Raw genomic sequence first — 23900 nt, 5'->3', positions numbered from 1 at the left:
GGTCGGCGCGTGGAGCCGAGGTTGACGCATTCGGACGGGCTCGCGCTGCCCAGGGGGCACAACAGCCTGACGCACGGCGTCGGGCGGGCCGCGCCGGGTTCGGTGCACGCGCTGGCCCTCGGCGGCGGGTACACGGTCGGCCCGCGGGACGGCCGGGTCGTCTACTTCGGACGCAACCGGCCGCTGGTGCACGTGTGCGTCGGCGAGGACGACCAGCAGGTCAGCCGCCGGCACGGCGAGCTGACCCACCACCAGGGCCGGTGGTGGCTGCGCAACACGGGACGCCGGCCGATCCGCCTGCCCGGCTCGCAGTGGCTGTTCGCCCAGCAGGAGGCGATCCCGCTGGCCCCGGGCTACACGCCGTTGCTGGTGCCCGGCTCACGGGACCGCGAGCACCTGTTGGAGGTCTACGTCACGGGTCCCGATGGCGACCGGCCCCGCACCCGCCACGGCGCCGACACCGACCCGCCCCGGCGGTACGCGCTGACCGAGGACGAGAAGTTGGTGCTAGTCATCCTCGGCGGAGACTACCTGTCCCTCGAACCCAACCCGAAACCGCTGACGTGGAAGGAAACCGCGCTCCGGCTCGCCGAACTGCAACCCGACGCGGGCTGGACCGCGAAGAAGGTCGAGCGCCGGGTCAGCGCGGTGCGCGACCGCCTGTCCCGCCGCGGGGTGCACGGCCTGACCCGCGAGGAGGTCGGCGAACCGCTCGGCAACGCCCTGAACGACAACCTGCTGCGGGAACTCGTGCAATCGACCGCGCTCACGCCGAAGGACCTGGGGCTGCTGGGCGACACGTGGTGAGCGCCGGCCGCGCCGGCCTCACTTCGGCCGCCCCGGCCACTGTTTCGCCCCGCGCCGCCCCGCCCCGCGCCGCCCCGCCCCGCGCCGCCCCGCCCTGCCCCGCTCCGGCCGCCCCGGTCGGGCTGCTCCGCTCGGCGGTCGGACCTCGGCCGCCCCGGCCACGTCCCGCGGCGGCGACTGGGCGAATGCCCACCGCGGCCCTGGCCGATACGCTGGACGAGCACCGCCACCGTTCACCCGACCAGGGGAGCTTTCATTGGCGCGCTTGCGTTTTCTCGCTCACGCCGTCGGTGCTTTGGTGGTGACGGCGGTCATGTCCGCCGCCGTGCTCACCGGTACCGCCAGTGCGTGCAGTTGCCTGCCCTATGACACCGAACCACAGCGTTACGCCCGGGCCGATCACGTGTTCAGCGGCTACGTGTCCGCGTCGACCGTCCTGGAGCGCGGCAAGCCGAACTACATCTGGGACGACCTGCGTGCGTACACCGTGCAGGTCGACACGGTGTACAAGGGCTCCGTGCCGGCGACCGTGACCGTGACGACCTACTACGCGGGCTCGATGTGCGGGCTCTCGCTCTACGTCGGCGAGTCGTACCTGGTGTTCGCGTGGAGCGGCGCCACTGCCGGCGAGGTGTCGTCCCACTACTGCTCCGGCACCCGCCCGGCGAGCGCCGGCCCGCCCGTGACGTCCACGGCGGTGGCCGCCCCGGCGGGAGCCCCCGCCTGCGCCGCCACCGCCGTCTGACGGCCCGGACCGGAGGTGGGTGTCCGACACCCACCTCCGCCGCCGGCAAGGCGCCCAACCTCCGCCGCCGGTTCGGCACCCACTTCCGCCGCCGCCTCGGCACCCAACCTCCGCCGCGGGCTCAGCCGATCGCCTGGTAGGCGGTGGTCCAGAAGTCCCGGTGCAGCCGGGGCGTGGTCGCCGAGTCCAGGGCCGCCTGGGTCAGCAGGATGCCCACGAAGCCCTCGGCCGGGTCGCCGTACGCGGTCGTGCCCAGGCCGCCGTCCCAGCCGAACTGGCCCACGGACGCCAGGTCGCGCCGGTGGGTCCGGACCGCCATGCCGAAGCCGTAGCCGCCGTGCCGGCCGAAGTGGTCGCCGAACTGGTCCTTCTCGACCTTCTGGCCGGGCGTGAGGTGGTCGGTGGTCATCAGCTCGACCGACGCGCGGGACACTACGCGCTCGCCCGCGTGGACGCCCTTGTCCAGCAGCATCCGGTAGAAGGCGTGGAAGTCGTCCACGGTGGAGACCAGTCCGTCCCCGCCCGCCGGGAACACCGGCGGTGCGCTGTGCTTGCCGCCCGCCGCCTCGTCCCACACGGTCAGCTCGCCGGTCACCGGGTCGTGCGCGTAGCTGGTGGCCAGCCGGTGCAGCCGGTCCTGCGGCACGTGGAAGCCGGTGTCGACCATGCCGAGCGGGGCGAACAGCCGTTCCCGCAGGAACTCCGGGAACGACTGCCCGGAAGCCCGCGCGACCAGCACCCCCAGCACGTCCGACCCGACGTGGTACTGCCACCGCTCGCCCGGCTGGTACATCAGCGGCAGGCGGCCGAGCCGGGCGATCCACTCGTCCGGCGACACCATCGGTGACGCGGCGGTGCCGTCGCCGGTGATCGCCAGTTCGCGCATGGCGACCTGGATCGGGTAGGTGTCCGGCGGGGCGAGCACCAGCCCGAACCCGAACGTCAACGTCAGCAGGTCCCGCACGGTGATCGACCGCTGAGCCGGCACGGTGTCGTCCAGCGATGCGTCGATGCTGCGGAGCACCCGGCGGTCGGCCAGCTCGGGCAGCCAGGTCTCGACCGGGTCGTCCAGGCCCACCTTGCACTCTTCGACCAGCACCATCACCGCGGCGGCCGTGACCGGCTTGGTCAGCGAGGCCATCCGGAAGATCGTGTCCCGGCCCATCGGCGCGCCGCCGACGCCGAGCGCGCCCAGGGCCTCGACGTGGACCTCGTCGCCCCGGCCGACCAGCGCGACCAGGCCGGGGACGGCGCCGGACTCGACGGCCCCCGCCAGCACGTCGTGCATGCGGCGCAACCCGACCGGCGACAGCCGCCCCTGCTCGCCCATCGCCCAGTTCCCGGCCTTGTCCCAGCTCACGGTGTGCGTCATGGTCAACTCCCCAGTAGTAGCGAACGCTGTACGCGTTCTGCGAACACTGTACGCACAACCGGGCCCCGTTGTCACGATGATCTTCGGAAAACGTCCTCGGGACCGGTCCACCGCCGATCGGACACGCTCGCCGCATGACGCGTCCCCGATCAAGAGAGAGGTGGTTCCGATGACACGGGTTCGTCGTGTCCTCACAGTGGTGTTGCTCGCAGTGGGCGTCTTGGCCGTGTACCAGCCGACCACGTCGTGGGCGGCCACCCCGCTGCCGGTCGCGGGCGTCTCGGCCAGCGCGCACGACGGCAACGTCCCGGCCAACACGATCGACGGCAACCTCGGCACCCGCTGGTCCGCCGAGGGGGACGGGGTGTGGATCCGGTACGACCTGGGCTCGCCGCAGGTCATCGGTTCGGTGTCGATCGCCTGGCACAAGGGGGACGTCCGGGAGTCGACGTTCGAGGTCGAGCTCTCCGACGACGGGTCGTCGTGGACCCCGGCGGTCGCGCGGAGAACGAGCAGCGGCAGCACACTCGGGCCGGAGCACTACGACTTCCCCGACAGCACCAAGCGGTACCTGCGGATCGTCGGGTACGGCAACACCGACAACGACTGGACCAGCATCACCGAGACCACCGTCAACGGGGCCGACAGCGGGGGCGGCACGTGCGCCTACCCGGCCGACGTGCTGGACCTGAAGAACTGGTACATCGGCCTGCCCATCGGCGAGGAGGAAAGCCCCACCAACGTCGAGCAGCCGGCGTTGGCCACCTACAAGATCGACCCGTGGTTCACCACGACCCCGACCTGTGATGCGGTCCAGTTCCGCGCCCCTGTCAACGGCGTCACCACGAGCGGTTCGAGCTACCCCCGCTCGGAACTGCGCGAGATGAACGGCACCGCCAAGGCAGCCTGGTCGTCCACCTCCGGCACCCACACGATGGTCATCGACCAGGCCATCACCGCGTTGCCCGCGGACAAGCCGCACGTGGTCGCCGGCCAGATCCACGACTCCAGTGACGACGTCTCGGTGTTCCGGCTCGAAGGCAGCAGCCTCTACATCACCGACGGCGACACGAGCCACCACAAGCTGGTGACGAGCAACTACGTGCCGGGCACGAGGTTCCAGGCCAAGTTCGTGGTCAGCGGCGGCCAGATCAAGGCCTACTACAACGGCGTGCTGCAAACCACGATCTCGAAGAGCTTCTCCGGCGGCTACTTCAAGGCGGGCGGGTACACGCAGGCCAACTGCACCAACTCGGCCCCGTGCAGCGACACCAACTACGGTGAGGTGAAGATCTACGGCCTGACCGTCACCCACGACGCCGGCGACCCGGGCACGGGCGACCCGGGCGCCGACCGCATCGTCAACGTCGCGAACTCGACCCAGCTGCAAAGCGCGTTCGCCGACGCCCGCGCGGGCGACCGGATCGTGCTCGCCAACGGCAACTACACGATCGGCAAGATGAGCGGCAAGCACGGCACCGCCACCAAGCCCATCACCGTCGTCGCGGCGAACCGCGGCCAGGCGGTGGTCACCGGCGGGCAGCTCGAAGTCGCGAGTTCCTCGTACGTGGTGTTCGAAGGTCTCAAGTGGACCAACAGCAACACGCTGAAGCTCACCAGCTCGAACAACGTGCGGCTCACCCGCAACCACTTCCGGCTCACCGAGCAGTCGTCGCTGAAGTGGGTGCTCATCCAAGGCGCGGACAGCCACCACAACCGGATCGACCACAACCTGTTCGAGGAGAAGCACCAGCAGGGCAACTTCATCACCATCGACGGGTCGTCGAGCCAGCAGTCCCAGCACGACCTCATCGACCACAACCACTTCCGCAACACCGGACCCCGGGTCGACAACGGGATGGAGGCCATCCGCGTCGGCTGGAGCGAGATCTCGCGGTCCAGCGGGTTCACCACCATCGAGTCGAACCTGTTCGAGAACTGCGACGGCGACCCCGAGATCATCTCGGTGAAGAGCAACGACAACACCGTCCGCTACAACACCTTCCGCACCTCGCAGGGCACGGTGTCGCAGCGCCACGGCAACCGCGGCTCCTTCTACGGCAACTTCTTCTTCGGCGAGGGCAAGGCGGGAACCGGCGGCATCCGGCTCTACGGCCAGGACCACAAGGTCTACAACAACCACTTCGAGGGCCTGACCGGCACCGGCTACGACGCCGCGTTGCAGATCGACGGCGGCGACGTGGACACCTCGGGCGCACTCAACGCGCACTGGCGTGTCTACAGGGCGACCGTCGTGCACAACACCTTCGTGAACAACGTGTCGAACATCGAGATCGGAGCCAACTACTCCCTCCCGCCGGTCGACTCCACCATCGCCGACAACGTGGTCACCGGCAGCCGGGGCAAGCTGTTCAACGAGCGCAAGGCACCGGTGAACATGACCTACGCCGGCAACATCGCCTGGCCGACCGGCACGGCGACCGTCGGCGTCACCAAGCCCACCGAGGCCATCCGCACGGCCGACCCGCTGCTGGTCCGCGAGGGGGCGGTGTACCGGATCGGCGCGACCAGCCCGGCGATCGACACCGGCACCGGCCGCTACACGTTCGTCACCGACGACATGGACGGCCAGCTGCGCGCCGGCGTCCCCGATGTCGGAGCCGACGAACACTCGACCACTGCGGTCGCCCGAGGCCCGCTCACCGCGACGGAGGTCGGACCGAACGCGCAGTAAGTACACTGTGGACAGACGATCGTCCCTTCGCGTGAAGGGGCGATCGTCTGTCCAACGCCTCGAATACCACGCGCTGGGAGCGGTGCGCAGCGCCCGTCCGGGCGGATCCATCGGGTGTGGGTCGGTGGATCGGTTCGGATTCGCTTTGCGCATCGCGGTGATATCTCGGGGGCAGCTTATTTCGCAGTTCCGAGATTATTCTCTTGCTATCGTCGTTCCCGGGCGACGTCGGGGAGGCGGTGCACGCTTATGAGTGCTCATCGCATTGGGTTGGCTCAGGGCACCGCGATATACGTGGGGGCCATCCTGGGTGCGGGCATTCTCGCGTTGCCCGCGCTCGCCGCGGCCGAGGCCGGGCCGGCCGCCGTGGTCGCCTGGGCGGGGCTGGTGGTGTTCTGCGTGCCGGTGGCGTTGAGCTTCGCCGCGATGGGCTCGGAGTACCCGGACGGCGGCGGCATCGCGACGTTCGTGGCCAAGGCGTGGGGGCCGCGCGCGTCGGGCGCGGTCGGCTACTGGTTCTACTTCGCGTTGCCCGCCGGGGCGCCCGCGACCGCGTTCGTCGGCGGCCAGTACGTCGCGCACGCCCTGGGCGGCGGTGACCGGCAGGCGCTGGCGATCGCCGCGGTCCTGCTGGTGGCGGCGTTCGGCATCAACGCGGTCGGCCTCAAGGTCTCCGGGCGCGTGCAGCTCGGCCTGATCAGCCTGCTCGCGGTGCTGTTGCTGGTCGCGGTGATCACCGCGTTGCCGCAGTCCGACACCGACAACCTCACCCCGTTCGCTCCGCACGGCTGGCTGTCCGTCGGGCACGCGGCGAGCCTGCTGTTCTTCACCTTCGCGGGCTGGGAGGCGGTCACCCACCTGTCCGGCGAGTTCCGCGACCCCCGCCGCGACCTGCGCCGCACCGCGATCCTCACGCTCATCGTGGTCGCCGTGCTGTACCTGGGCCTCGCCCTGACCACCACCCTGGTCCTGGGCCCCGAACTGGCCGGGTCGAGCGCCCCGCTGACCCTGCTGCTGGAACGCGGTGTCGGTCCGGCGGCGGGCGTGGTGACGGCGGGGCTGGCGATCGTGCTGACCTTCGGCACCATGACCGCCTACCTGGCGGGCGCGTCCCGGCTCGGTGCGGCGCTGGCGCGGGACGGCGCGCTGCCCGCGTGGCTGAGCCGCGGCCACGCGGCGGGCGAGGTGCCCCGGCGCAGCCTGGGCCTGCTGTTCGTGCTGAGCCTCGCGCTGTCGGCCGCCGCCCTCGGCTTCGGCCTGGAACTGGGTGACGTGATGCTGGCCGCCTCGACGTGCTTCATCGCGGTGACGGTGGCCGGGCTCGCGGCGGGCCTCCGGTTGCTGCCCCGGCGTTCGCCCGTCTGGTGGGGCACGGTCGTCGCCCTGGTCGTGATGGGCGTCGTGTTGGTCTTCTCGGGTTACTTCCTGCTGGTGCCCGCGGTGCTCGCGGGAATCGCGGTGACCTACTCCAGTCGGCCGCGGGCGGCCGTTCCGGAACCCGTCGAAAACTCCATCCACGGGACAACGCACTAGTCCGATCGGAATCGTCGACCGCGACGGGGGCGGTATTCGCCGTGCCCGCTCGCGGTCGCCACCGACCAACCACACGGAGCAGAGAAATGATCGCAACCGTCAGCTGCCTCGTCTGCGACACCGCGCTGGAAGTGGCGCAGGGCACCGAAAAGGGCGAGATCGTCGAATGCGGGTCGTGCGGCCAGGAGCACGAGGTCGTCGAGGCGGCCGACGGGCGCTTCGAAGTCGCGTTCGCGCCGGAGGTCGAAGAGGACTGGGGCGAGTGACCGGGCCGGACGTCCTGCTGTCGGTGACGATGGTGCGGCCCGACGAACGACTCCTGCTGGACGCGTTGCGCGCGGCGGGCCTCAGCGTCGAGACCGCCCTCGCCGCGGACATCGGCCACGTGCTCAACGGGTCGGCGCCGCCGCCCGCCGTCGCGTTGCTGCGCAACCTGTCCCACCGCGAGGCGGCGGGCATCGCGCACCGGCTCGGCCACCTCGGCGTGCCGACCCTGAACACCGGCACGGCGCTGGACATCTGCCACGACAAGGGCGCGCAGGCGCTGCTGTTCGGGCGGCACGGCGTCCCGCACCCGCGCTCGCTGCACGCGTTCGGCCACGACCAGGTGCGGGACATCGCGCTGTCGCTGGGGTGGCCGGTCGTGGTCAAACCGCTCAGCGGCTCCTGGGGGCGCGGTGTGGTGCGGTTGACCGACCCGGCCTGCCTGGAGGCGTGGACGGGTGGCCGCGAGTCCGCCGACGCGGCGGGGAAGCTGTTCCCCGTCCTGGTGCAGGAGTACGTCGAGAAGCCCGGCCACGACCTGCGTGTCGTGGTCGTCGGCACGGAGCCGGTGGTGGCCATCGAGCGCGCCTCGGACGACTGGCGCACCAACACCCACCTCGGCGCGACCGTGCGGCGGACCGAGATCACCCCGGTGGTCCGGGACCTGTGCGACCGCGTGGTGGCGCTGCTCGGCCCCGGCTTCTACGGCGTGGACCTGCTGGAGGACGTCCGGACCGGCGAGCTGAAGGTGTTGGAGGTCAACGCCAACCCGGAGTTCGCCAAGTCGTCCGCGCTGCACGGCGTGGACGTCGCCGCGCACCTCGCGGGCTTCCTGGCCGACCGCGTCCGCCACCTCGCCGCCGCCTGAACCACCGGACTGGGGGAGTGCACGATGGACCACTTCGACACCGCGGTAGTGCTCAGCAGGGTGCTGGCCTCCGGTGTGATCATGAGCATCGAGCGCAACGACCGCGAACTGCCCGCGCTGGAACGGTTGCTGCGCAAGGTCGGCGGACGGCCGCACGTCACGCTGGTCAACAGCGCCACCGCCGGTCTCCACTCGGCGTTGGCGGGACTGGGGCTGGGCCACGGCGACGACGTCGTCGCACCCGCCCTGGACGACAGCCACCGCCGGTTCCTCGCCTGGCTCGGCGTCCGCGCGCGGGAGGACGGCACGCCCGCGTTCGCCCACCTGGCCGTCACCCCGGAGGACGTCGGCAGGCTGGGTCCGCTGCTCGCCACCACCGTCGGCGCGCCCGCGGTGGTGCTGGACCTGACCGGGCTCGGTTTCGGCCCGGCGGCGGCGGTGCTGCTCGACGACGAGGACGCGTGGCGGCGCGCCGAGCGGCTGAAGATCTTCGGCACGTTCGACCTGCGCACCATGTGGACCCAGACCGAGGCCGACGACGGTGTCGGCGGCGTGCAGTTCAACTACCGGCTCAGCCCCCTGGTCGCCGCGTGCGCCCGGATGGCCCTCACCACAGGAGCGCGGGCGTGAACACCGATTTCCCGAAAGCGCCGCTGCCGTTGCCGCGCGCCGAGGACGTGACCGAGGAGCTGGCCGCGCTGGACGGCCCGCCGGTCGTCCCCGCCGGCCTGCGCCGCACGGTCTTCCCGGTCATCACCAAGGAAGACGTGTTCAAGGTGCTGCTGTCCACCCGCGTCGACCCGGCCAAGGTCGTCGCGGACTTCACCGAGGCGTACCGCGAGTACGTGGGCGCGGCGCACGCCATCCCGACCGCCAGCGGCACCTCCAGCCTGCACCTGGCGCTGGTCGGCGCGGGCGTGCGGCCGGGTGACGAGGTGGTCGTGCCCGCGTTCACCTTCATCGCCACCGCGCAGGCGGTCGTCGCGGCGGGCGCGGTCCCGGTGTTCGCCGACATCGAGCGGGACACCTACTGCCTCGACCCGGCCGCCGCCGAACGTGCCGTCACCGACCGGACCAAGGCGATCATGCCGGTGCACGTGCACGGCCTGCCCGCGGACCTGACCGCGTTGCGCGCGGTGGCCGACCGGCACGGCCTGGCGCTGGTCGAGGACGCCTCGCACGCGCACTCGGCCCGCTTCGACGGGCGGGTCACCGGCTCGATCGGCGACGCGGCCGGGCAGAGCCTGATGGCGGACAAGAACTTCCCGGTCGGCGGCGAGGGCGGGATCGCGTTCTTCGCCTCCGCCGAAGCGCACGCCCGCGCGGCCGAGTACGTGGAGCGGCACGGCATCGACTACGGCATGTCGTGGATCGTGGCGGCCTTCGGCGCCAGTCAGCTGGAACGGCTGCCGTACTACGACGAGATCCGCGCCCGCAACGCCGCCCGACTGGGCGAGGTGCTGGGGGAGACCGGTCTGTTCAGCGCGCCGCACGTGCCCGAGGGTCGCACGCACGCGTACAACATGTACCGGATCGGGTTGCACCCCGACGCGGTCGGCCTCGGCGACCTGCCCGTGCACGCGGTGAAGGAGGTCGTGCACGAACTGCTTGTCGCGGAAGGGGTTCCGGCGCGCGAGTGGCAGAACACGCCGATCCCGTGCCACGTGCCGTTCCGGCGGCGCGAGGGGTTCGGCGGCGGCTATCCGTTCAGCTTGAACCCGGCGGCGGCTCGGGATTACGTGCCCGAGGACTTCCCGGTCACGCTGGAGATGCTCGCGAGCACCCTGGTGTTGTGCCGGGAGTTGCGGTCGCCGGTCGAGTACGAGCGGCTGGAGCGGTACGGGCACGCGTTCGCCAAGGTGGCCCGCCGGCCGGACGCCATCCGCAAGCTGGTCGCCGGCCGGGAGTTCCCGCTGCCGCACGAGAAGGCGGCCCGCCTTGGCTGAGTCGACGCGGACCGGAGTGGGACCTTCGGCCGGCGTGGCCGGGACCGCCGCGCAGGCGGAGGGCGCGGGGCGGGTGCGGGTCGCCGTCGTCGGTGCTACCGGGTACACCGGGGGCGAGCTGGTCCGGCTGCTGCTGGACCACCCGCACGTGGAGTTGGCGTTCCTGTCCTCGGAACGCAGCGCGGGGATGCCGGTGGACCGGGTGCTGCCCGCCGTGCGCAACCACCCGGCCGTCGCCGGGCTGAAGCTGCGACCGCTGGCCGAACTGTCCGATGTGGACATCGCCTTCGGTTGCCTGCCGGGCGGGGAGCTGCCCGCCCGGATGCCGTTGCTGGCCGAGCGCGCCAAGCACGTGGTCAACCTGGCCGGCGACTTCCGGCTCAGCGATCCCGTGGCGGCAGAGAAGCACTACCCGGAATCGGCCGCGTGGACCGAGCCGTTCTCCTACCACGTTCCGGAGTTCGCCACGCCGAGGGAGAGGTTCCTGAACCTGCCCGGGTGCATGGCCGTCACCTCCCTCTACGCGCTGTACCCGCTGCTGGCCGAGGGGTTGGTCGAGCCGGACCCGGTGGTGGACGCCAAGACCGGGTCCAGCGGCAGCGGCCGGACCTCGGCGGAGCACCCGGCCGACCGGTTCGGCGACTTCCGGCCGCACAAACCGCACGGCCACCGGCACGGGCCGGAGGTCGTCGAGGCGCTGCGCACGCTGACCGGGGTGGACGTGGACCTCCAGTTCTCCACGCACAGCCTGGACGTGGCGCGCGGCATCCTGGTGACGGCGTACTCGCGGCTGCGGCCGGGCGTGTCGGAGGTCGACGTCAAGCGCGCGTACGTCAAGGCGTACCGGCAGACGCCGTTCGTCCGGGTCCGCAACCACGGCCTGCCCGGGGTGAAGGCGGTGGTCGGGTCGAACGTCGCCGAGGTCGCGCCGCGCGTGCGGGGCGACCGGTGCGTCACCATCGCCGCCCTGGACAACCTGATCAAGGGCGCGGCCGGACAGGCGGTGCAGACGTTGAACCAGGTGTTCGGCCTGCCCGAGCACACCGGTCTGCCGTTCACGGCGGTGGCCCCATGAGACCCGCCCTGCACGTGGTGAAGCTCGGCAGCGCGACCCTGGCCCACCCCTCGGTGTTCGCCGAGGTCGCGGACCTGGCGCGGCGGGCACGGGTGCTGGTCGTCGCGGGTGGCGCGGCGGGCATCGCGGCGCACTACCGGGCGATCGGCCGTGAGGTGCCGATGCTGCGGCTGCGCAACGGTGACGAGGTCCGGCACTGCACGCCCGAGGAGATGGCGCACCTCGTGGACGCGTACGAGCGGGTCACGCTGCCCGGCGCGCGGTCCGGGCTGGCGGCGCACGGGCTCGCGGTGTTCACCGCCACCGGGGCGTCGGGGCTGGTCACCGCCACCCCGGCCGGTCCGCTGCGGGCGTCGGTCGACGGGAAGCCGCGGATCGTGCGCGACCACCGCATCGGCACGGTGGCGTCGGTGGACGTCACACGGCTCAGCGCTCTGCTCGACGCCTACGACGTCGTCGTGCTGTCACCGCCGGTGGCGGCCACAGACGGCGGCACCCCGCTCAACGTGGACGCCGACGTGCTGGCCGCCGAACTGTCCAACGCCCTGCACGCCGACCACCTGCGACTGGTCACCGGCACACCCGGGTTGCTCGCCGACAAGGACGACCCGACCACCACGATCACCGACCTGCACCCGGGAGAGGGTGGCGAGCACGCTCGCGGCCGGATGCGGCAGAAGGTCCGGGCCGCCGAACTCGCGTTGTCGGGCAGCGCGGACGTCGCCATCACCGGACCGCACACCCTGCACAACCCGGCCGGCACCACCCGGTTCTGGCCGCAACCGCCACCCCGGCCGGAGCTGGACCTGCTGAGCCGGGTGGTGGCCATCCCGTCGGTGTCCCACGACGAAGGCGAACTGGCCCGGTACCTGGTCACGTGGTGCGTCGAACGCGGGATCGACGCGTTCGTGGACGAGGTCGGCAACTTCGTCGCGACCAAGGGCGAATCCGGCGCGCCGCACCGGCTGCTGATGCTCGGCCACCTGGACACCGTGCCGTTCCCCTGGCCGGCGCGCTGGGACGGTGACGTGCTGACCGGGCGGGGGAGCGTGGACGCCAAGGGGTGCCTGGTCAACTTCGTCGAGGTGCTCGCCGCCTGCGACGTGCCGCCGGGGTACCAGCTGCGGGTGGTCGGCGCGGTGGAGGAGGAGGTGTCGTCCTCGCGCGGCGCGTTCCACGTCCGCGACCACTACCCGGCCGACGCGGTGGTCGTCGGCGAGCCGAGCGGGGTGGACGCGGTGACCCTGGGCTACTTCGGGTTGTTCAAGCTGCGGTTGGAGGTGCGCACGCCCACCGGCCACTCCGCCGGCAAGGACGCGGTGTCCGCGCCGGACGCGGTGGTCGAGCTGGCCCAGGCCATCCGGGACGACCTGCTGAAGATCATGCCGGAGGCGCTGAGCGCGCTGATCTCGCTGGGCAGCGGGCACCTGCCCGACCACCACACGGCCGAAGCGGTGCTGAACTTCCGCGTCCCGCCCGGCACGGACCTGGACGCGCTCACCACGGCGGCCCTGCGGCACGAGTCGGTGGAGGTGCTGCGGTGCACGCCGGGATTCGTGGGCAAGCGGTCGACCCCGCCGGCCAAGGCGTTCGGCCGGGCGTTCGCGCGGCACGGGCTGCGGCCGAGGTACCTCGTGAAGAAGGGCACCTCCGACATGAACACGCTCGCCACGACGTGGCGGGACGTGCCGATGGTCGCCTACGGGCCGGGTGACTCGGCGTTCGACCACACCGCCGACGAGCGGATCACCGGGGCGGACGTCCTGGCCGCGCGGGCGGTGCTGGCCGACGCCGTGCGGGACTGGATCGCGTTGACGGGGGCGGCGGGATGACCGGGATGGTGGCGGGCACTTCGCTGGAGGTGCTGGCGGAACGGGCGGTGCGGGCGCGCCGGCTCGTGGTCGACATGGCGGCTCAGCCGACCGGGTGCCACCTGGGCGGGAGCCTGTCCGTGCTGGACATCCTCATCGCCGCGTTCGACCGGGCGGCGGCGGACGACGGCACGGAGGTCGTGCTGAGCAAGGGGCACGCGGCGGCGGCGCTGTACGCCGCGCTGCACGTGTCCGGGCGGCTGGCGGAGAACCCCGCGCCGCTGTACGGGCTGGCGGGCCACCACTACACCGGCCACCCGAGCCCGGCGGTGCCCGGTGTGCGGTTCCCGACCGGCAGCCTCGGGCACGGCGTGCCGTACGCGGCGGGGTGGGCGCTCGCGCAGAAGCTGTCCGGCGGCACCGGGCTCGGCATCGCGGTCACCGGCGACGGCGAGCTCCAGGAAGGGCTGGTGTGGGAGGCGTGCCAGGTCGCCGCGGCACAGCGGCTGGCCAACCTGGTCGTCGTCGTGGACCGCAACGGCGGGCAGAACGACGGCCTGGTGGCGGACATCTCGCCATTGCCGGACCTGGACGCACGCTTCGCCGCGTTCGGCTTCGAGGTGTCCGAAGTGGACGGACACGACCTGGGTGCGCTGCGTGCGGTGCTGGGCGCGCCGACCGGCGACCGACCACGCGCGGTGATCGCGCACACCGTGAAGGGCAAGGGCGTGCCGCCGGTGGAGGGCAAGCCGGGCGCGCACTACGTGACCATCGACGCGGCGAGGGCGGCCAAGTGGAAGCGGATGATCAGGTGAGCGCCGTGCTGTCCGGGCGGGAGGCGTACCGCGCCGAGCTCACCGAACTGGCCCGGCACGACCCGCGCCTGGTGTGCTTCGAGGCGGACCTCGGCGGGCGGAAGCACCCGTTCGCGCAGGAGCACCCGAACCGGTTCTTCAACCTCGGCATCGCCGAGGCCACCATGATCGACATGGCGGCGGGGTTGGCGTCGGCGGGCTACCGGCCGTTCGTCAGCACGTTCGCGCCGTTCGCGACCTTGCGCGCCGCCGAGAGCATGAAGCTGAGCATGGGCTACCTGGGCGCCGGCGTGGTCGTGGTCGCGCCCTACGCCGGGGTGTCGGGAGCGTGGTTCGGGACCACGCACCACTGCCTGGAGGACCTGGCGGTGGTGCAGAGCTTCCCAGGCATCACCATCGCCGCGCCCTACGGCGAGGCCGAGACCCGGGCGGTGATCCGGGCCGCAGCCGCCGGCTCGGGTCCGTTCTACGTCCGGACCGGACGCACCGCGGCGGCGGTCAGCCTGCCCTTCGACGGCGAGCTGCCCCTGGTGAACTGGGCGGACACCGGGTCATCCGACGTGTGCGTGGTGTCGGTGGGCGAGGTCGGGACGTCGCTGGCGCTGGCGGCGTGCGAACAGCGACCAGAGTTGGGCCATGCACACCTGTGCTTCGTCGACCACGCGTCGCTGACGGCTGTGGCGGAACAGCTGCGGGGCTCGCGGTACTCGCGGTTCGTCGTGGTCGAGGAGCACCGCCCGACCGGCGGGGTGGCGAGCACGTTGGCACTGCTGATGCCGGAGGTCGCGGTGGTCGGGGTGAACGCCGGCGTGGAGTGGCCGTCCGAGGGCGGTACCCACGACGAGGTGCTGGCCGGGCTCGGGTTGGACCTGGCGCACGTGCTGGCCGCGGTCTGAGGGTGCCCGCGTTGCCCCGAACGGCCCCGCGTTGTCCGGAGAACGTTGTTCAGCACCGAGGTGGAGGCCCTGAACAAAGCACGAGTCCCTAGCGTGGCGAACCGGTCGGCGTCACCGAGCCCGCGTCCCACGCCCCTACGTGGCGACAAACCGCCGGCGGGCTCGGCGGCGCCGACCTCCACCGAGGGATTGGGAGGAACTCGTGTCGGGTTCGAGATCACGAAGGCGCACGGCGGCGGGGGTCGTCCTGGGGGTGGCCGCCGCGATGGCGGTGCCACTGGCGACACCCGCGGCGGCGGCACCGGCCGGCGGTGCACACGACGAGGTCGGGGCGCGGAGGGTCGTCACGCTCGTCAGCGGGGACCGGGTCGTGCTCGACGGGGACCGGGTCGCGTCGGTCATCCAGGGCGCGGGGCGGGAAGGCATCGGTTACTGGACGTTCCAGCGCGAGGGGCACGTGCACGTCGTCCCGCGTGACGCGGCCCGTCCGCTCGCCGAGGGCCGGTTGGACGCGCGGCTGTTCGACGTCACCGGTCTGGTCGAAGCGGGCTACGACGACGCGCACCGCGACCGCGTGCCGCTGATCGTCACGCGCTCCGGCGACGCTCCAGTGGCACTTGGCGCGCTGCGGGTCGAACGCGAGTTGCCGACCGTGCGGGCCGTCGCGACGACGGCGGACAAGGCGTCCGGGGGCGACTGGCAGGCGTTGTTGAACGCCCCCGGCGTGGCGAAGGTCTGGCTGGACGGCGTGCGCCGGCCCGTGCTGGACCGCAGTGTCGCGCAGATCGGCGCGCCCGCCGCGTGGGCGGCCGGGTACACCGGCGTGGGCGTGAAGGTCGGCGTCGTGGACACCGGCGTCGACGGCGGGCACCCCGACCTGGTGGGCCGGGAGGTCGCCGAGCGCAACTTCACCAGCGACCCCGACGCCACTGACCACATCGGCCACGGCACGCACGTCGCGTCGACCATCGCGAGCACCGGCACGCCGTACCGCGGTGTCGCGCCGGGCGCGCAACTGCTCGACGCCAAGGTGTGCGGGCAGGCGGGCTGCACCGAGTCCGCGATCCTCGAAGGCCTGCGCTGGACCGCCGAGCAGGGCGCGGACGTGGTGAACGTCAGCCTGGGCGGCGCCGACGGGCCGGAGGTCGACCTGCTGGAGGAAGCGGTCAACACGCTGTCCGCGGCGCACGGCACGCTGTTCGTCGTCGCCGCCGGCAACAGCGGCGCGGCCGAGACCGTGGGCTCGCCGGGCAGCGCGGAGGCGGCGTTGACCGTCGGCGCGGTGGACCGGGACGACAGCATCGCGCCCTTCTCCAGCCGCGGTCCGCGCATCGGCGACGGCGGGATCAAGCCCGACATCACCGCGCCGGGCGTGGACATCGTGGCCGCCAAGTCACGGGCCTTGCCGGGCGCGGGACCGGCCGACCACCTGGCCATGTCCGGCACGTCGATGGCGACTCCGCACGTCGTGGGCGCCGCCGCGCTGCTGGCCCAGCAGCACCCCGACTGGTCGGGCGACCGGCTCAAGGCCGCGTTGACGGCGTCGGCCAAGCCCAACCCGGACCTGACCGTGTTCGACCAGGGCTCCGGCCGCGTCGACTCGGCCAAGGTCATGACCACCACGCTCACCACGTCGCCCACGAGCGTCAGCCTGGGGGTGCAGGAGTGGCCGCACGGCGACGACGTCCCGCTGAGCAAGGCGCTGACCTACCGCAACGCGGGCTCCGCGCCGGTGACCCTCGACCTGACCGCCGAGGCCCGCAACCCCGACGGCACACCCGCCCCCGCAGGGGTGTTCACCGTCTCCCCGTCCACGGTGACCGTGCCGGCAGGCGGTGAGGCGGCGGTGACCGTGACCGGTGACGCCAAGTCCGGCTCCGCGGACGGCGCGTACTCCGGCCTGGTGGTGGCCCGCAGCGGCACGGACGTGGTGCTGAGCACGCCCGTGGCGATCACCCGCGAGGTGGAGAGCTACAACGTCCGGATCACGCAACTCGACCGGTCGGGCAAGCCCGAGCCCAGCTACGCCGCCCTGCTCCTCGGCGTCACCAACAACCGGTTCAACATCATCACCGACGCGGACGGCGACGTCACCACCCGCCTGCCCAAGGGCGTCTACACGGCCCTGTCCGAGCACCGCTTCGGCTCGGCCGACACGACGGTGCTGCTCCGGCCGGACATCACCGTCTCCGGCGACACCGAGGTGGTCTTCGACGCGCGCACCTCGGGTCCGGTGAAGATCTCGGCGCCCGACAAGGCCGCCAAGCCGGGGCTGGGCTCCATCGTGTTCGGCCGGCACCTCGAGGACGTGTCGGCCCTCATGGGTCTTGTGTACCCGCAAGGGTTCCCGGCCGACATGGCGCTGGGCAACAGCGGTCCGGGGCTGCCCGCGGACCAGTACGGCGTGCTGATCGGCGCGGAGCTCGCCGGCGCACCGGTCGACGGGAAACCGGTGAACTACCGGCTCGCGTGGGAGGAGCGCGGCAAGGCTCCGACCGGGTTCGCGCGCACGCCGGGCAAGGGCGAGCTGACCGAGGTCCGCACCGCGTTCGGTCCGGCCCGGCCCGGGCGGGTCGTCGAGCACGCGGGCCTCCCCACGACGTCCGACGGCATCTACGGGGTCGGCTCCCTGGTCGCGGTCGAGCCGTCGGGAGGCGCGATCGACCACGTCCTGGCGGCGAACCTGAAGTGGCACTGGGAGGTCTTCCAGGGCACGGCCGGGACGCTGGAGAGCGTGCTGATCAGCCCGGACCGCACCTACCGGCCGGGTCGGCGGTACGCGGAGGCGTTCGGCTTCCCCGTCCTCGGCCCGACACCGCCGCACTCGGCGCGGCCCTACCTGTTCCGCGTGGGCGACCTGGTGGTGGCCGACCTGTGGCTGTTCGGCGACGGCGCGGGCAACCGCGGCGACTCGCTGACCGGCACGTCCCGGACCGCGCTGTACCGCGACGGCCAGCAGGTGGGCGAGACGCCGTTGCCCGGCATCGGGGTGTTCCCCGTGCCGCCGGGGTCGGCCCAGTACCGGCTGGAGGCGGAGAGCTCGCGGCCGAGCGAGGTCTCCGAGTTCACCACCCGCGTGCACACGGCGTGGACGTTCCGCTCCGACACCGCACCCGGTGACGAGCTGCGGGCCGTGCCGCTGACCATCGTCCGCTTCACGCCGGAGCTGGACGGGAACGGGGCGACCGGCGCAGGTCGGTTGCTGGCCGTGCCGCTGGTGATCACCCAGCAGGAGGGCGGCGACAACGGGCACGTGCGGCGGGTGCGGGTCGAGGCGTCGTTCGACGACGGCGGCACGTGGGCGGAGGCTCCCGTGATCGGCCGGACCGCGATGGTTCGGAACGCGGCGAAGGCGGGGGCGTACGTCTCGCTGCGGGTGAAGGGCTCGGACAGCAAGGGGAACACGTTCGAGCAGACCCTGATCCGGGCGTACAAGCTCAAGTAGGGGTTCGTTGACACAGCGGCGGTTCCCTTTTTGGGGGCCGCCGCTGTGGCATGTGCGAGGCCGGGTGCCGCAGTCGCCTGCGCCGTACGGCGGCCGTCGTCTCGTCACCCCCGCCGGGAGAATCGGGGGAGGCGAAGGGGGATCAAGGGTGCCGAGGGTGGAACGTCCTCTGGCCGACGAGGACACGCCGGTGCTCAAGTTCGCGGGGGACCTGCGGCGGTTGCGGCGTGCCGCCGGGCTGCCCTCCTACCGCGAACTGGGCCGCCTGGCGAACTACTCGCCGGCCGCGCTGTCCGAGGCGGTGGCGGGGCGCAGGTTGCCCAGTCTGGCGGTGACCAAGGCGTTCGTCCGGGCCTGCGGCGGTGATGTCGAGCAGTGGAGCGCCCGCTGGCGGGAGCTGGCCGCGAAGCCCGACCGCGGCGACGCGCCCTACGCGGGACTGGCCGCCTACCAGGTCGCCGACGCCGACCTGTTCTTCGGCCGGGAGGCCGAGGTGGCCACGCTGTTGGAGCTGGTGCGGGAACTGCCGTTCGTCGGCGTGTTCGGCGCGTCCGGGGTGGGCAAGTCCTCGCTGCTGCGGGCGGGCCTGGCGGCCCGGTGGGGCGAGCACGTGGTCATCACGCCCGGCACGGACCCGATCACCGAGTTGGCGGCGGCACTGGCCGGCGACCGGTCCGCGGCCGACGTCCGCGCCGAGCCGGCCGCCGACCGGTCCGTCGCCGACCTGCGCGCCGAACTGGCCGCCGATCCCGAGCGCCTGCGTGTGCTGCTGTGCCGCACCGGCGAGACGCCGCTGCTCGTGGTCGACCAGTTCGAGGAGGTCTTCACGCTCTGCCGGGAGGACGACCGGCGGTGGCTGGTGCGGGCGCTCACCCACGCCGCCGGGGCAGCCCGGGTCGTCATCGGCGTGCGCGCCGACTTCTACGGCCACTGCGCCCGCCACCCCGAACTGCTCGACGCGCTGCACCGCTCGCCGATGCTCGTCGGGCCGATGAGCGCCGAGCAGCTGCGCCGCGCGGTCGTCGAACCCGCCGCCCGCCGGGGTGCTTCGGTGGAGAACGCGCTGGTGGCTCGCCTGGTCGCGGACGTCGCCGGGCAGCAGGGCGCGTTGCCGCTGGTGTCGCACGTGCTGGTCGAGACGTGGCGGCGCTGCCGCGGCACGGTGCTCACGGTGGCGGACTACGAGGAGGCCGGCGGCGTCGAACACGCCCTGGCCCGCACCGCCGAGGAGTTCTACGAGGCGTTGCCCGAGCCGGAGAAGCAGGCGGCGTGGCGGGTGTTCCAGCGCCTGGTCGCACCGGGTGACGGCACCGAGGACACTCGTCGCCGCGTCGCCCGCGCGGAACTGGACGCGAGCGACGCGCTGCTCGACCGGCTCGCGGCGGCCCGGCTGGTGGCGCTGGACCGCGACACCGTCGAGCTGACCCACGAGGCGTTGCTGCGCGCGTGGCCCAGGCTCGTGGGCTGGCTGGCCGAGGACCGCGACGCGCTGCGCGCGCACCGCCGGCTCACCAGCGCGGCCGAGTCGTGGCGCGCCCACGACCGCGACCCCGACGCCCTGTACCGCGGCGTCCACCTCGACCAGGCCCGCGCCCTGGTCCCGCGCCTCAACCGGGTCGAACGCGAGTTCGTCGACGCGGGCTTGGCCGCCGAACGCGACCGGGAGGCACAGCGCAAGCGGGGCGTGCGCAGGCTGCGGCGACTGGTCGCGTGCCTGGCCGTGCTCACCGTGCTGCTGGCCGGCACGGCCGCGTACGCGGTCACCACCCAGCGCGCCGCCACCCGCGAACGCAACCAGGCCCTGTCGCTGCGCGCCGCGGACGCGGCCTTGGACCTGCTGTCCCGCCCGCGCGAGGCGACGGCCCTCGCCCTGGCCGCCCACCGCGTCGCACCCAACACCCAGTCCCGCGACGCGCTGCTGCTCGCCCGTGCGGCGAGCACCGCCACGACCCTGGGCGCGGGCTACGCGCGCTTACCCGGCGACATCGCCGTGTCCTTCGAGGCCGATCCCGCGTCCTCGAGCCTCTCCTACCGCCTGTGGGTCGGTCGCGGGCCGGAGCGGCGGCGGGCAGGGGCGCTCACCCTGCCCTCCGGCGGTTTCCTGTACCTGCTCAGCGGGGACGGGCGCACCGCCGTCGCGGTGGTCCGCTCCGGCGAGTTCCAGTTCTGGGATCTCGCCGACCCCGACGTGCCCCGCCCGACCGCCACCCTGACCGATGTGCCGTTCCCCCAGGGCATGGACGCGGCGGGCACCCTGGTCACCGCGGTCGAGAACGGCGCCGCGGTCCACTGGCGCCCCGGCGCCACCACCCGCACCCGCCTGCCCGTCGAGGGCGTCGAGACGGCTGTCCCGTTGCAGGACGGCACCGGCGTGGTCCTGACCCGCCGCGAGGGCGACCGCCGCGACGTGGAGGTGTGGTCCCTGGACGGCCGGGTCACCCCGGTCCTCAGCCGCTCCGCGAGGCTTTCCCTGACGACCGGCCCACGCGGCACCCTCGCCGTCTCCGACCTCGATCGCGGCCACCTCACCGTGCTCGACGCACGGGGAACGACGCTCCTGGAAGCCGACGCGGTCCCGGAACAAGCCGTGCTCGAGTTCTCCCGAGACGGCAACGCCCTCACCGCCGTGCACCGCGACTCGGTGCGCCTGTGGGACTTGACCGGCAGCCGCGAACCGCTGTCCCTGCGCGCGACAGGTGCGGAGTTCGGCGCGGCCCGCTACGAACCGGCCGACGGCGAACTGCTCCTGCTGGAGTCCCGCGGCGGCGCACTGTGGCGCCTGGCGGTCGACGTCGACCGCGTGGTCCGCGACGTGTGCGCCGACGACATCGGCGTCGACTGGGCCGCGCACTTCCCCGGGGTGCCGGAACAAACCCTCTGCCCGTGACGGCGGGAGTCGAATCGCTTCGACGAAGTCGGGATTAAACAGCATATCCGGCGTGCGCACAACGTCTTGTGCGGCACTCCTCGGCACTCATAGGGTCTGGCCTCACGCTATCGAAGCGCTTCGATTGCCGGCCTCCCGCATCCCCGCGACGAAGGGTGATCCCAGTGTCGAGTTCCCCCGACTCCCCGTCCCTCCGCCCGGCCGCACCGGGTCTCGGCAGGCGCACCGTCCTGCGCTCGGCGGCGGCTGCCGCCGCGGTCGTCGCGGGCGGGGTTCCCCTGCTGTCGGCCGGCGCCGCGAACGCCTCGGCGGGTCGTTCCCAGAGGTACGCCTGGCGCAACGCGGAGATCGTGGGCGGGGGGTTCGTCACCGGGATCGTGTTCAACCAGAGCGAGCCGGGCCTGGTCTACGCGCGCACCGACATCGGTGGCGCGTACCGCCTCGACAAGCGCACGAAGCGCTGGATCCCCCTGCTCGACTGGGTCGACTGGGACCACTACGGCCACACCGGGGTCATCAGCGTCGCCACGGACGAGGTCGACCCCGACCGGGTGTACGCGGCCGTGGGCACCTACACGATGCCGGAGTGGGATCCGACGATGGGCGCGATCCTGCGCTCGACGGACCGCGGCCGGACCTGGCGGACGACCATGCTGCCGTTCCGCCTGGGCGGGAACATGCCGGGACGCGGCATCGGCGAGCGCCTGGCGATCGACCCGCACCGCAACAACGTCCTCTACTTCGGTGCGCGCGGCGGCAACGGTCTGTGGCGCTCGGTGGACCACGGGGAGACCTGGGCGAAGGTCGAGAGCTTCCCCAACGTCGGCAACTTCGTCCCGGACCCCAACGACCCCGACGGCTACAACGGCGACAACCTCGGCGTGCTCCAGGTCGTGTTCGACAAGCGCGGCGGCCGGCGTGGACGGCCGACCCGGACGCTGTACGTCACGGTGGCGGACAAGGAGAACATCCTCTACCGCTCCACCGACGCGGGCCGCACCTGGGAGCGGGTGCCCGGCCAGCCCACCGGCTTCCTCCCGCACAAGGCGGTGTTCGACCACAAGAGCGGCTACCTGTACCTGGCCACGAGCGACACCGCCGGCCCGTACGACGGCGGCAAGGGAGACGTGTGGAAGCTCGACACCGCCACCGACACCTGGACGCGCATCAGCCCGGTGCCCTCCACCAGCCCCGACTGCCGGTGGGGCTACTCCGGCCTGTCCCTCGACCGGCGCAACCCCGGCACGCTCATGGTGGCCACCCAGATCAGCTGGCACCCCGACATCATCATCTACCGCTCCACCGACGGCGGCGCGAGCTGGACCCGGGCCTGGGACCTCGCGCCGGACGGCGAGCGCACGTTCCGCTACACGATGGACATCTCGGCGTCCCCCTGGCTGACCTGGAACGCGACCTCCGCGCCACCCGTGACGGTGCCGAAGCTGGGGTGGATGACCGAGGCGCTGGAGATCGACCCCTTCTCCTCCGACCGCTTCTTCTACGGCACCGGCGCCACGATCTACGGCTCCGACAACCTCACCGCCTGGGACACCGGCGGCACCGTGCGGATCGACGTCCGCGCCCACGGTCTGGAGGAGACCGCGGTCCTGTCGTTGATCAGCCCTCCGGTCGGCGCGCACCTGTTGTCCGCGGTCGGGGACGTCGGCGGCTTCCGGCACACCGACTTCACCCGCGCCCCGAAGATGTACGACAGCCCCACCTTCAGCACGACGGTCGCCCTGGACTTCGCGGAGAAGGCCCCCGGCACGATCGTCCGGGTCGGCCACCCCACGAGCGGCTGGACCCAGCGCTTCGGGATCTCGACGGACGGCGGCGACACCTGGACCCCCTCGGGGAGCGAACCGGCCGGCGTGACCGGTCCGGGCGTCGCGGACGGCGCCGTCGCGGTCGCGGCGGACGGAGGCCGGGTCGTGTGGGCGCCCGCGGGTGCGCCGGTGAGCTGGAGCGCCGACGCGGGAGCGACGTGGACCGCGTGCGAAGGCGTCCCGTCCGGCGCGGCGGTGCGCGCGGACCGCGTCAACCCGGCGGTCTTCTACGCCTGCCACGTCGGCACTTTCTACCGCAGCACCGACGGCGGGAAGAGCTTCGCGCCCACCGCGGCGACCGGCCTGCCCGCCGAGGGCAACGTCCGCTTCAAGCCGGTACCCGGCCACGAGGGCGACATCTGGCTCGGCGGCGGCAAGACGGACAAGGTCTACGGACTGTGGCGCTCGACCGACGGCGGCACCTCGTTCACCCGCCTGCCGGGCATCGAGGAGGGCGACAACGTGGGCTTCGGCAAGGCCGCACCGGGAAGCACCTACCCGGCCGTCTACGCCAGCCTGCGCATCGACGGCGTGCGCGGGGTCTTCCGCTCCGACAACGCGGGCCGAACGTGGACCCGCATCAACGACGACCGCCACCAGTACGCCTGGACCGGCAGCACCATCACCGGCGACCCCCGCATCCACGGCCGCGTCTACTTCGGCACCAACGGCCGCGGCGTCATCTGCGGCGACCCGATCTGACGGTGGTGCCGCTCCTGGATGGCGCGCACCGAACCGCGCCATCCAGGAGCCGCGCCTCGCCGGGCCGGCCGTGCCAGCCTCGCCGCGCCTCGCCGGGCCAGCCGTGCCGGGCCAGCAGCGCCAGCCGTGCCGTGCCGCGCCGACCTCGCCGGGCCAGCCGCGCCGGGCCAGCAGCGCCAGCCGTGCCGTGCCGCGCCGACCTCGCCGGGCCAG

The 23900-nt window shown here is 72.7% G+C and carries 16 protein-coding genes; 15 read left to right on the top strand and 1 reads right to left on the bottom strand.

Features of this window, described 5'->3' with window-relative positions:
* The first annotated feature begins 9 nt into the window (after positions 1-9).
* On the top strand, positions 10-807 hold the full coding sequence (locus WBN91_RS28265; protein ID WP_337723345.1) for an FHA domain-containing protein: 798 nt from the start codon (positions 10-12) through the stop codon (positions 805-807).
* Between the two features lie 265 nt (positions 808-1072).
* Complete coding sequence (locus WBN91_RS28260) at positions 1073-1552, top strand: hypothetical protein (protein WP_337723344.1); 480 nt, start codon at positions 1073-1075, stop codon at positions 1550-1552.
* 121 nt (positions 1553-1673) lie between these two features.
* On the opposite strand, the gene WBN91_RS28255 is transcribed toward WBN91_RS28260, so the two are convergent.
* Positions 1674-2924 (bottom strand): serine hydrolase domain-containing protein, encoded by a 1251-nt coding sequence (locus WBN91_RS28255; RefSeq protein WP_337723343.1) that lies wholly within the window; start codon positions 2922-2924, stop codon positions 1674-1676.
* 169 nt (positions 2925-3093) lie between these two features.
* Between WBN91_RS28255 and WBN91_RS28250 the strand changes: the two genes are divergently transcribed.
* The 13 genes from WBN91_RS28250 to WBN91_RS28190 all read left to right on the top strand — a co-directional run bounded on the left by WBN91_RS28250 (position 3094) and on the right by WBN91_RS28190 (position 23687).
* Positions 3094-5619, top strand: a complete 2526-nt coding sequence (locus WBN91_RS28250; RefSeq protein ID WP_337723342.1) for a chondroitinase-B domain-containing protein — start codon at positions 3094-3096, stop codon at positions 5617-5619.
* Between the two features lie 249 nt (positions 5620-5868).
* Positions 5869-7152, top strand: a complete 1284-nt coding sequence (locus WBN91_RS28245) for an APC family permease (protein WP_337723341.1) — start codon at positions 5869-5871, stop codon at positions 7150-7152.
* Between the two features lie 86 nt (positions 7153-7238).
* Entirely contained in the window at positions 7239-7418 is a 180-nt protein-coding gene (locus WBN91_RS28240; RefSeq protein WP_337723340.1) for a lysine biosynthesis protein LysW, read from the top strand.
* Positions 7415-8284, top strand: coding sequence for a RimK family alpha-L-glutamate ligase (locus WBN91_RS28235; protein ID WP_337723339.1), 870 nt, complete (start codon positions 7415-7417; stop codon positions 8282-8284). Before WBN91_RS28240 ends, WBN91_RS28235 begins: the two co-directional genes overlap by 4 nt.
* A 24-nt stretch (positions 8285-8308) precedes the next feature.
* Positions 8309-8914 carry a DegT/DnrJ/EryC1/StrS family aminotransferase gene (locus WBN91_RS28230; protein ID WP_337723338.1) on the top strand — a complete coding sequence of 202 codons (606 nt, stop codon included), beginning with the start codon at positions 8309-8311 and terminating at the stop codon, positions 8912-8914.
* Entirely contained in the window at positions 8911-10230 is a 1320-nt protein-coding gene (locus WBN91_RS28225; RefSeq protein ID WP_337723337.1) for an aminotransferase class I/II-fold pyridoxal phosphate-dependent enzyme, read from the top strand. The genes WBN91_RS28230 and WBN91_RS28225 overlap by 4 nt, the downstream gene beginning before the upstream one ends.
* 34 nt (positions 10231-10264) lie before the next feature.
* On the top strand, positions 10265-11305 hold the full coding sequence (argC, locus tag WBN91_RS28220) for an N-acetyl-gamma-glutamyl-phosphate reductase (protein ID WP_337723336.1): 1041 nt from the start codon (positions 10265-10267) through the stop codon (positions 11303-11305).
* The gene (locus WBN91_RS28215; RefSeq protein WP_337723335.1) at positions 11302-13137 is read left to right on the top strand and encodes a M20/M25/M40 family metallo-hydrolase; all 1836 of its coding nucleotides are present in this window, start codon (positions 11302-11304) and stop codon (positions 13135-13137) included. The genes argC and WBN91_RS28215 overlap by 4 nt, the downstream gene beginning before the upstream one ends.
* Positions 13134-13931 carry a 1-deoxy-D-xylulose-5-phosphate synthase N-terminal domain-containing protein gene (locus tag WBN91_RS28210; protein WP_337723334.1) on the top strand — a complete coding sequence of 266 codons (798 nt, stop codon included), beginning with the start codon at positions 13134-13136 and terminating at the stop codon, positions 13929-13931. The genes WBN91_RS28215 and WBN91_RS28210 overlap by 4 nt, the downstream gene beginning before the upstream one ends.
* Positions 13928-14827 (top strand): transketolase family protein, encoded by a 900-nt coding sequence (locus WBN91_RS28205; RefSeq protein ID WP_337723333.1) that lies wholly within the window; start codon positions 13928-13930, stop codon positions 14825-14827. The genes WBN91_RS28210 and WBN91_RS28205 overlap by 4 nt, the downstream gene beginning before the upstream one ends.
* A 265-nt stretch (positions 14828-15092) precedes the next feature.
* Positions 15093-18272, top strand: coding sequence for a S8 family serine peptidase (locus tag WBN91_RS28200; RefSeq protein WP_337723332.1), 3180 nt, complete (start codon positions 15093-15095; stop codon positions 18270-18272).
* A 157-nt stretch (positions 18273-18429) separates the two neighbouring features.
* The gene (locus WBN91_RS28195; RefSeq protein ID WP_337723331.1) at positions 18430-21159 is read left to right on the top strand and encodes an XRE family transcriptional regulator; all 2730 of its coding nucleotides are present in this window, start codon (positions 18430-18432) and stop codon (positions 21157-21159) included.
* A 164-nt stretch (positions 21160-21323) separates the two neighbouring features.
* Positions 21324-23687: a xyloglucanase gene (locus WBN91_RS28190; protein ID WP_337723330.1), complete on the top strand. Its 2364-nt coding sequence runs from the start codon at positions 21324-21326 to the stop codon at positions 23685-23687.
* Positions 23688-23900: the final 213 nt, after the last annotated feature.

Origin of the sequence: Saccharothrix sp. CCNWYY140 (assembly GCF_037401995.1) — a bacterium.
In the GTDB taxonomy this organism is placed as follows: Bacteria; Actinomycetota; Actinomycetes; order Mycobacteriales; family Pseudonocardiaceae; genus Actinosynnema.
Note: the sequence above shows the minus strand (reverse complement) of the source record. Positions and strands in the feature narration are given on the sequence as shown.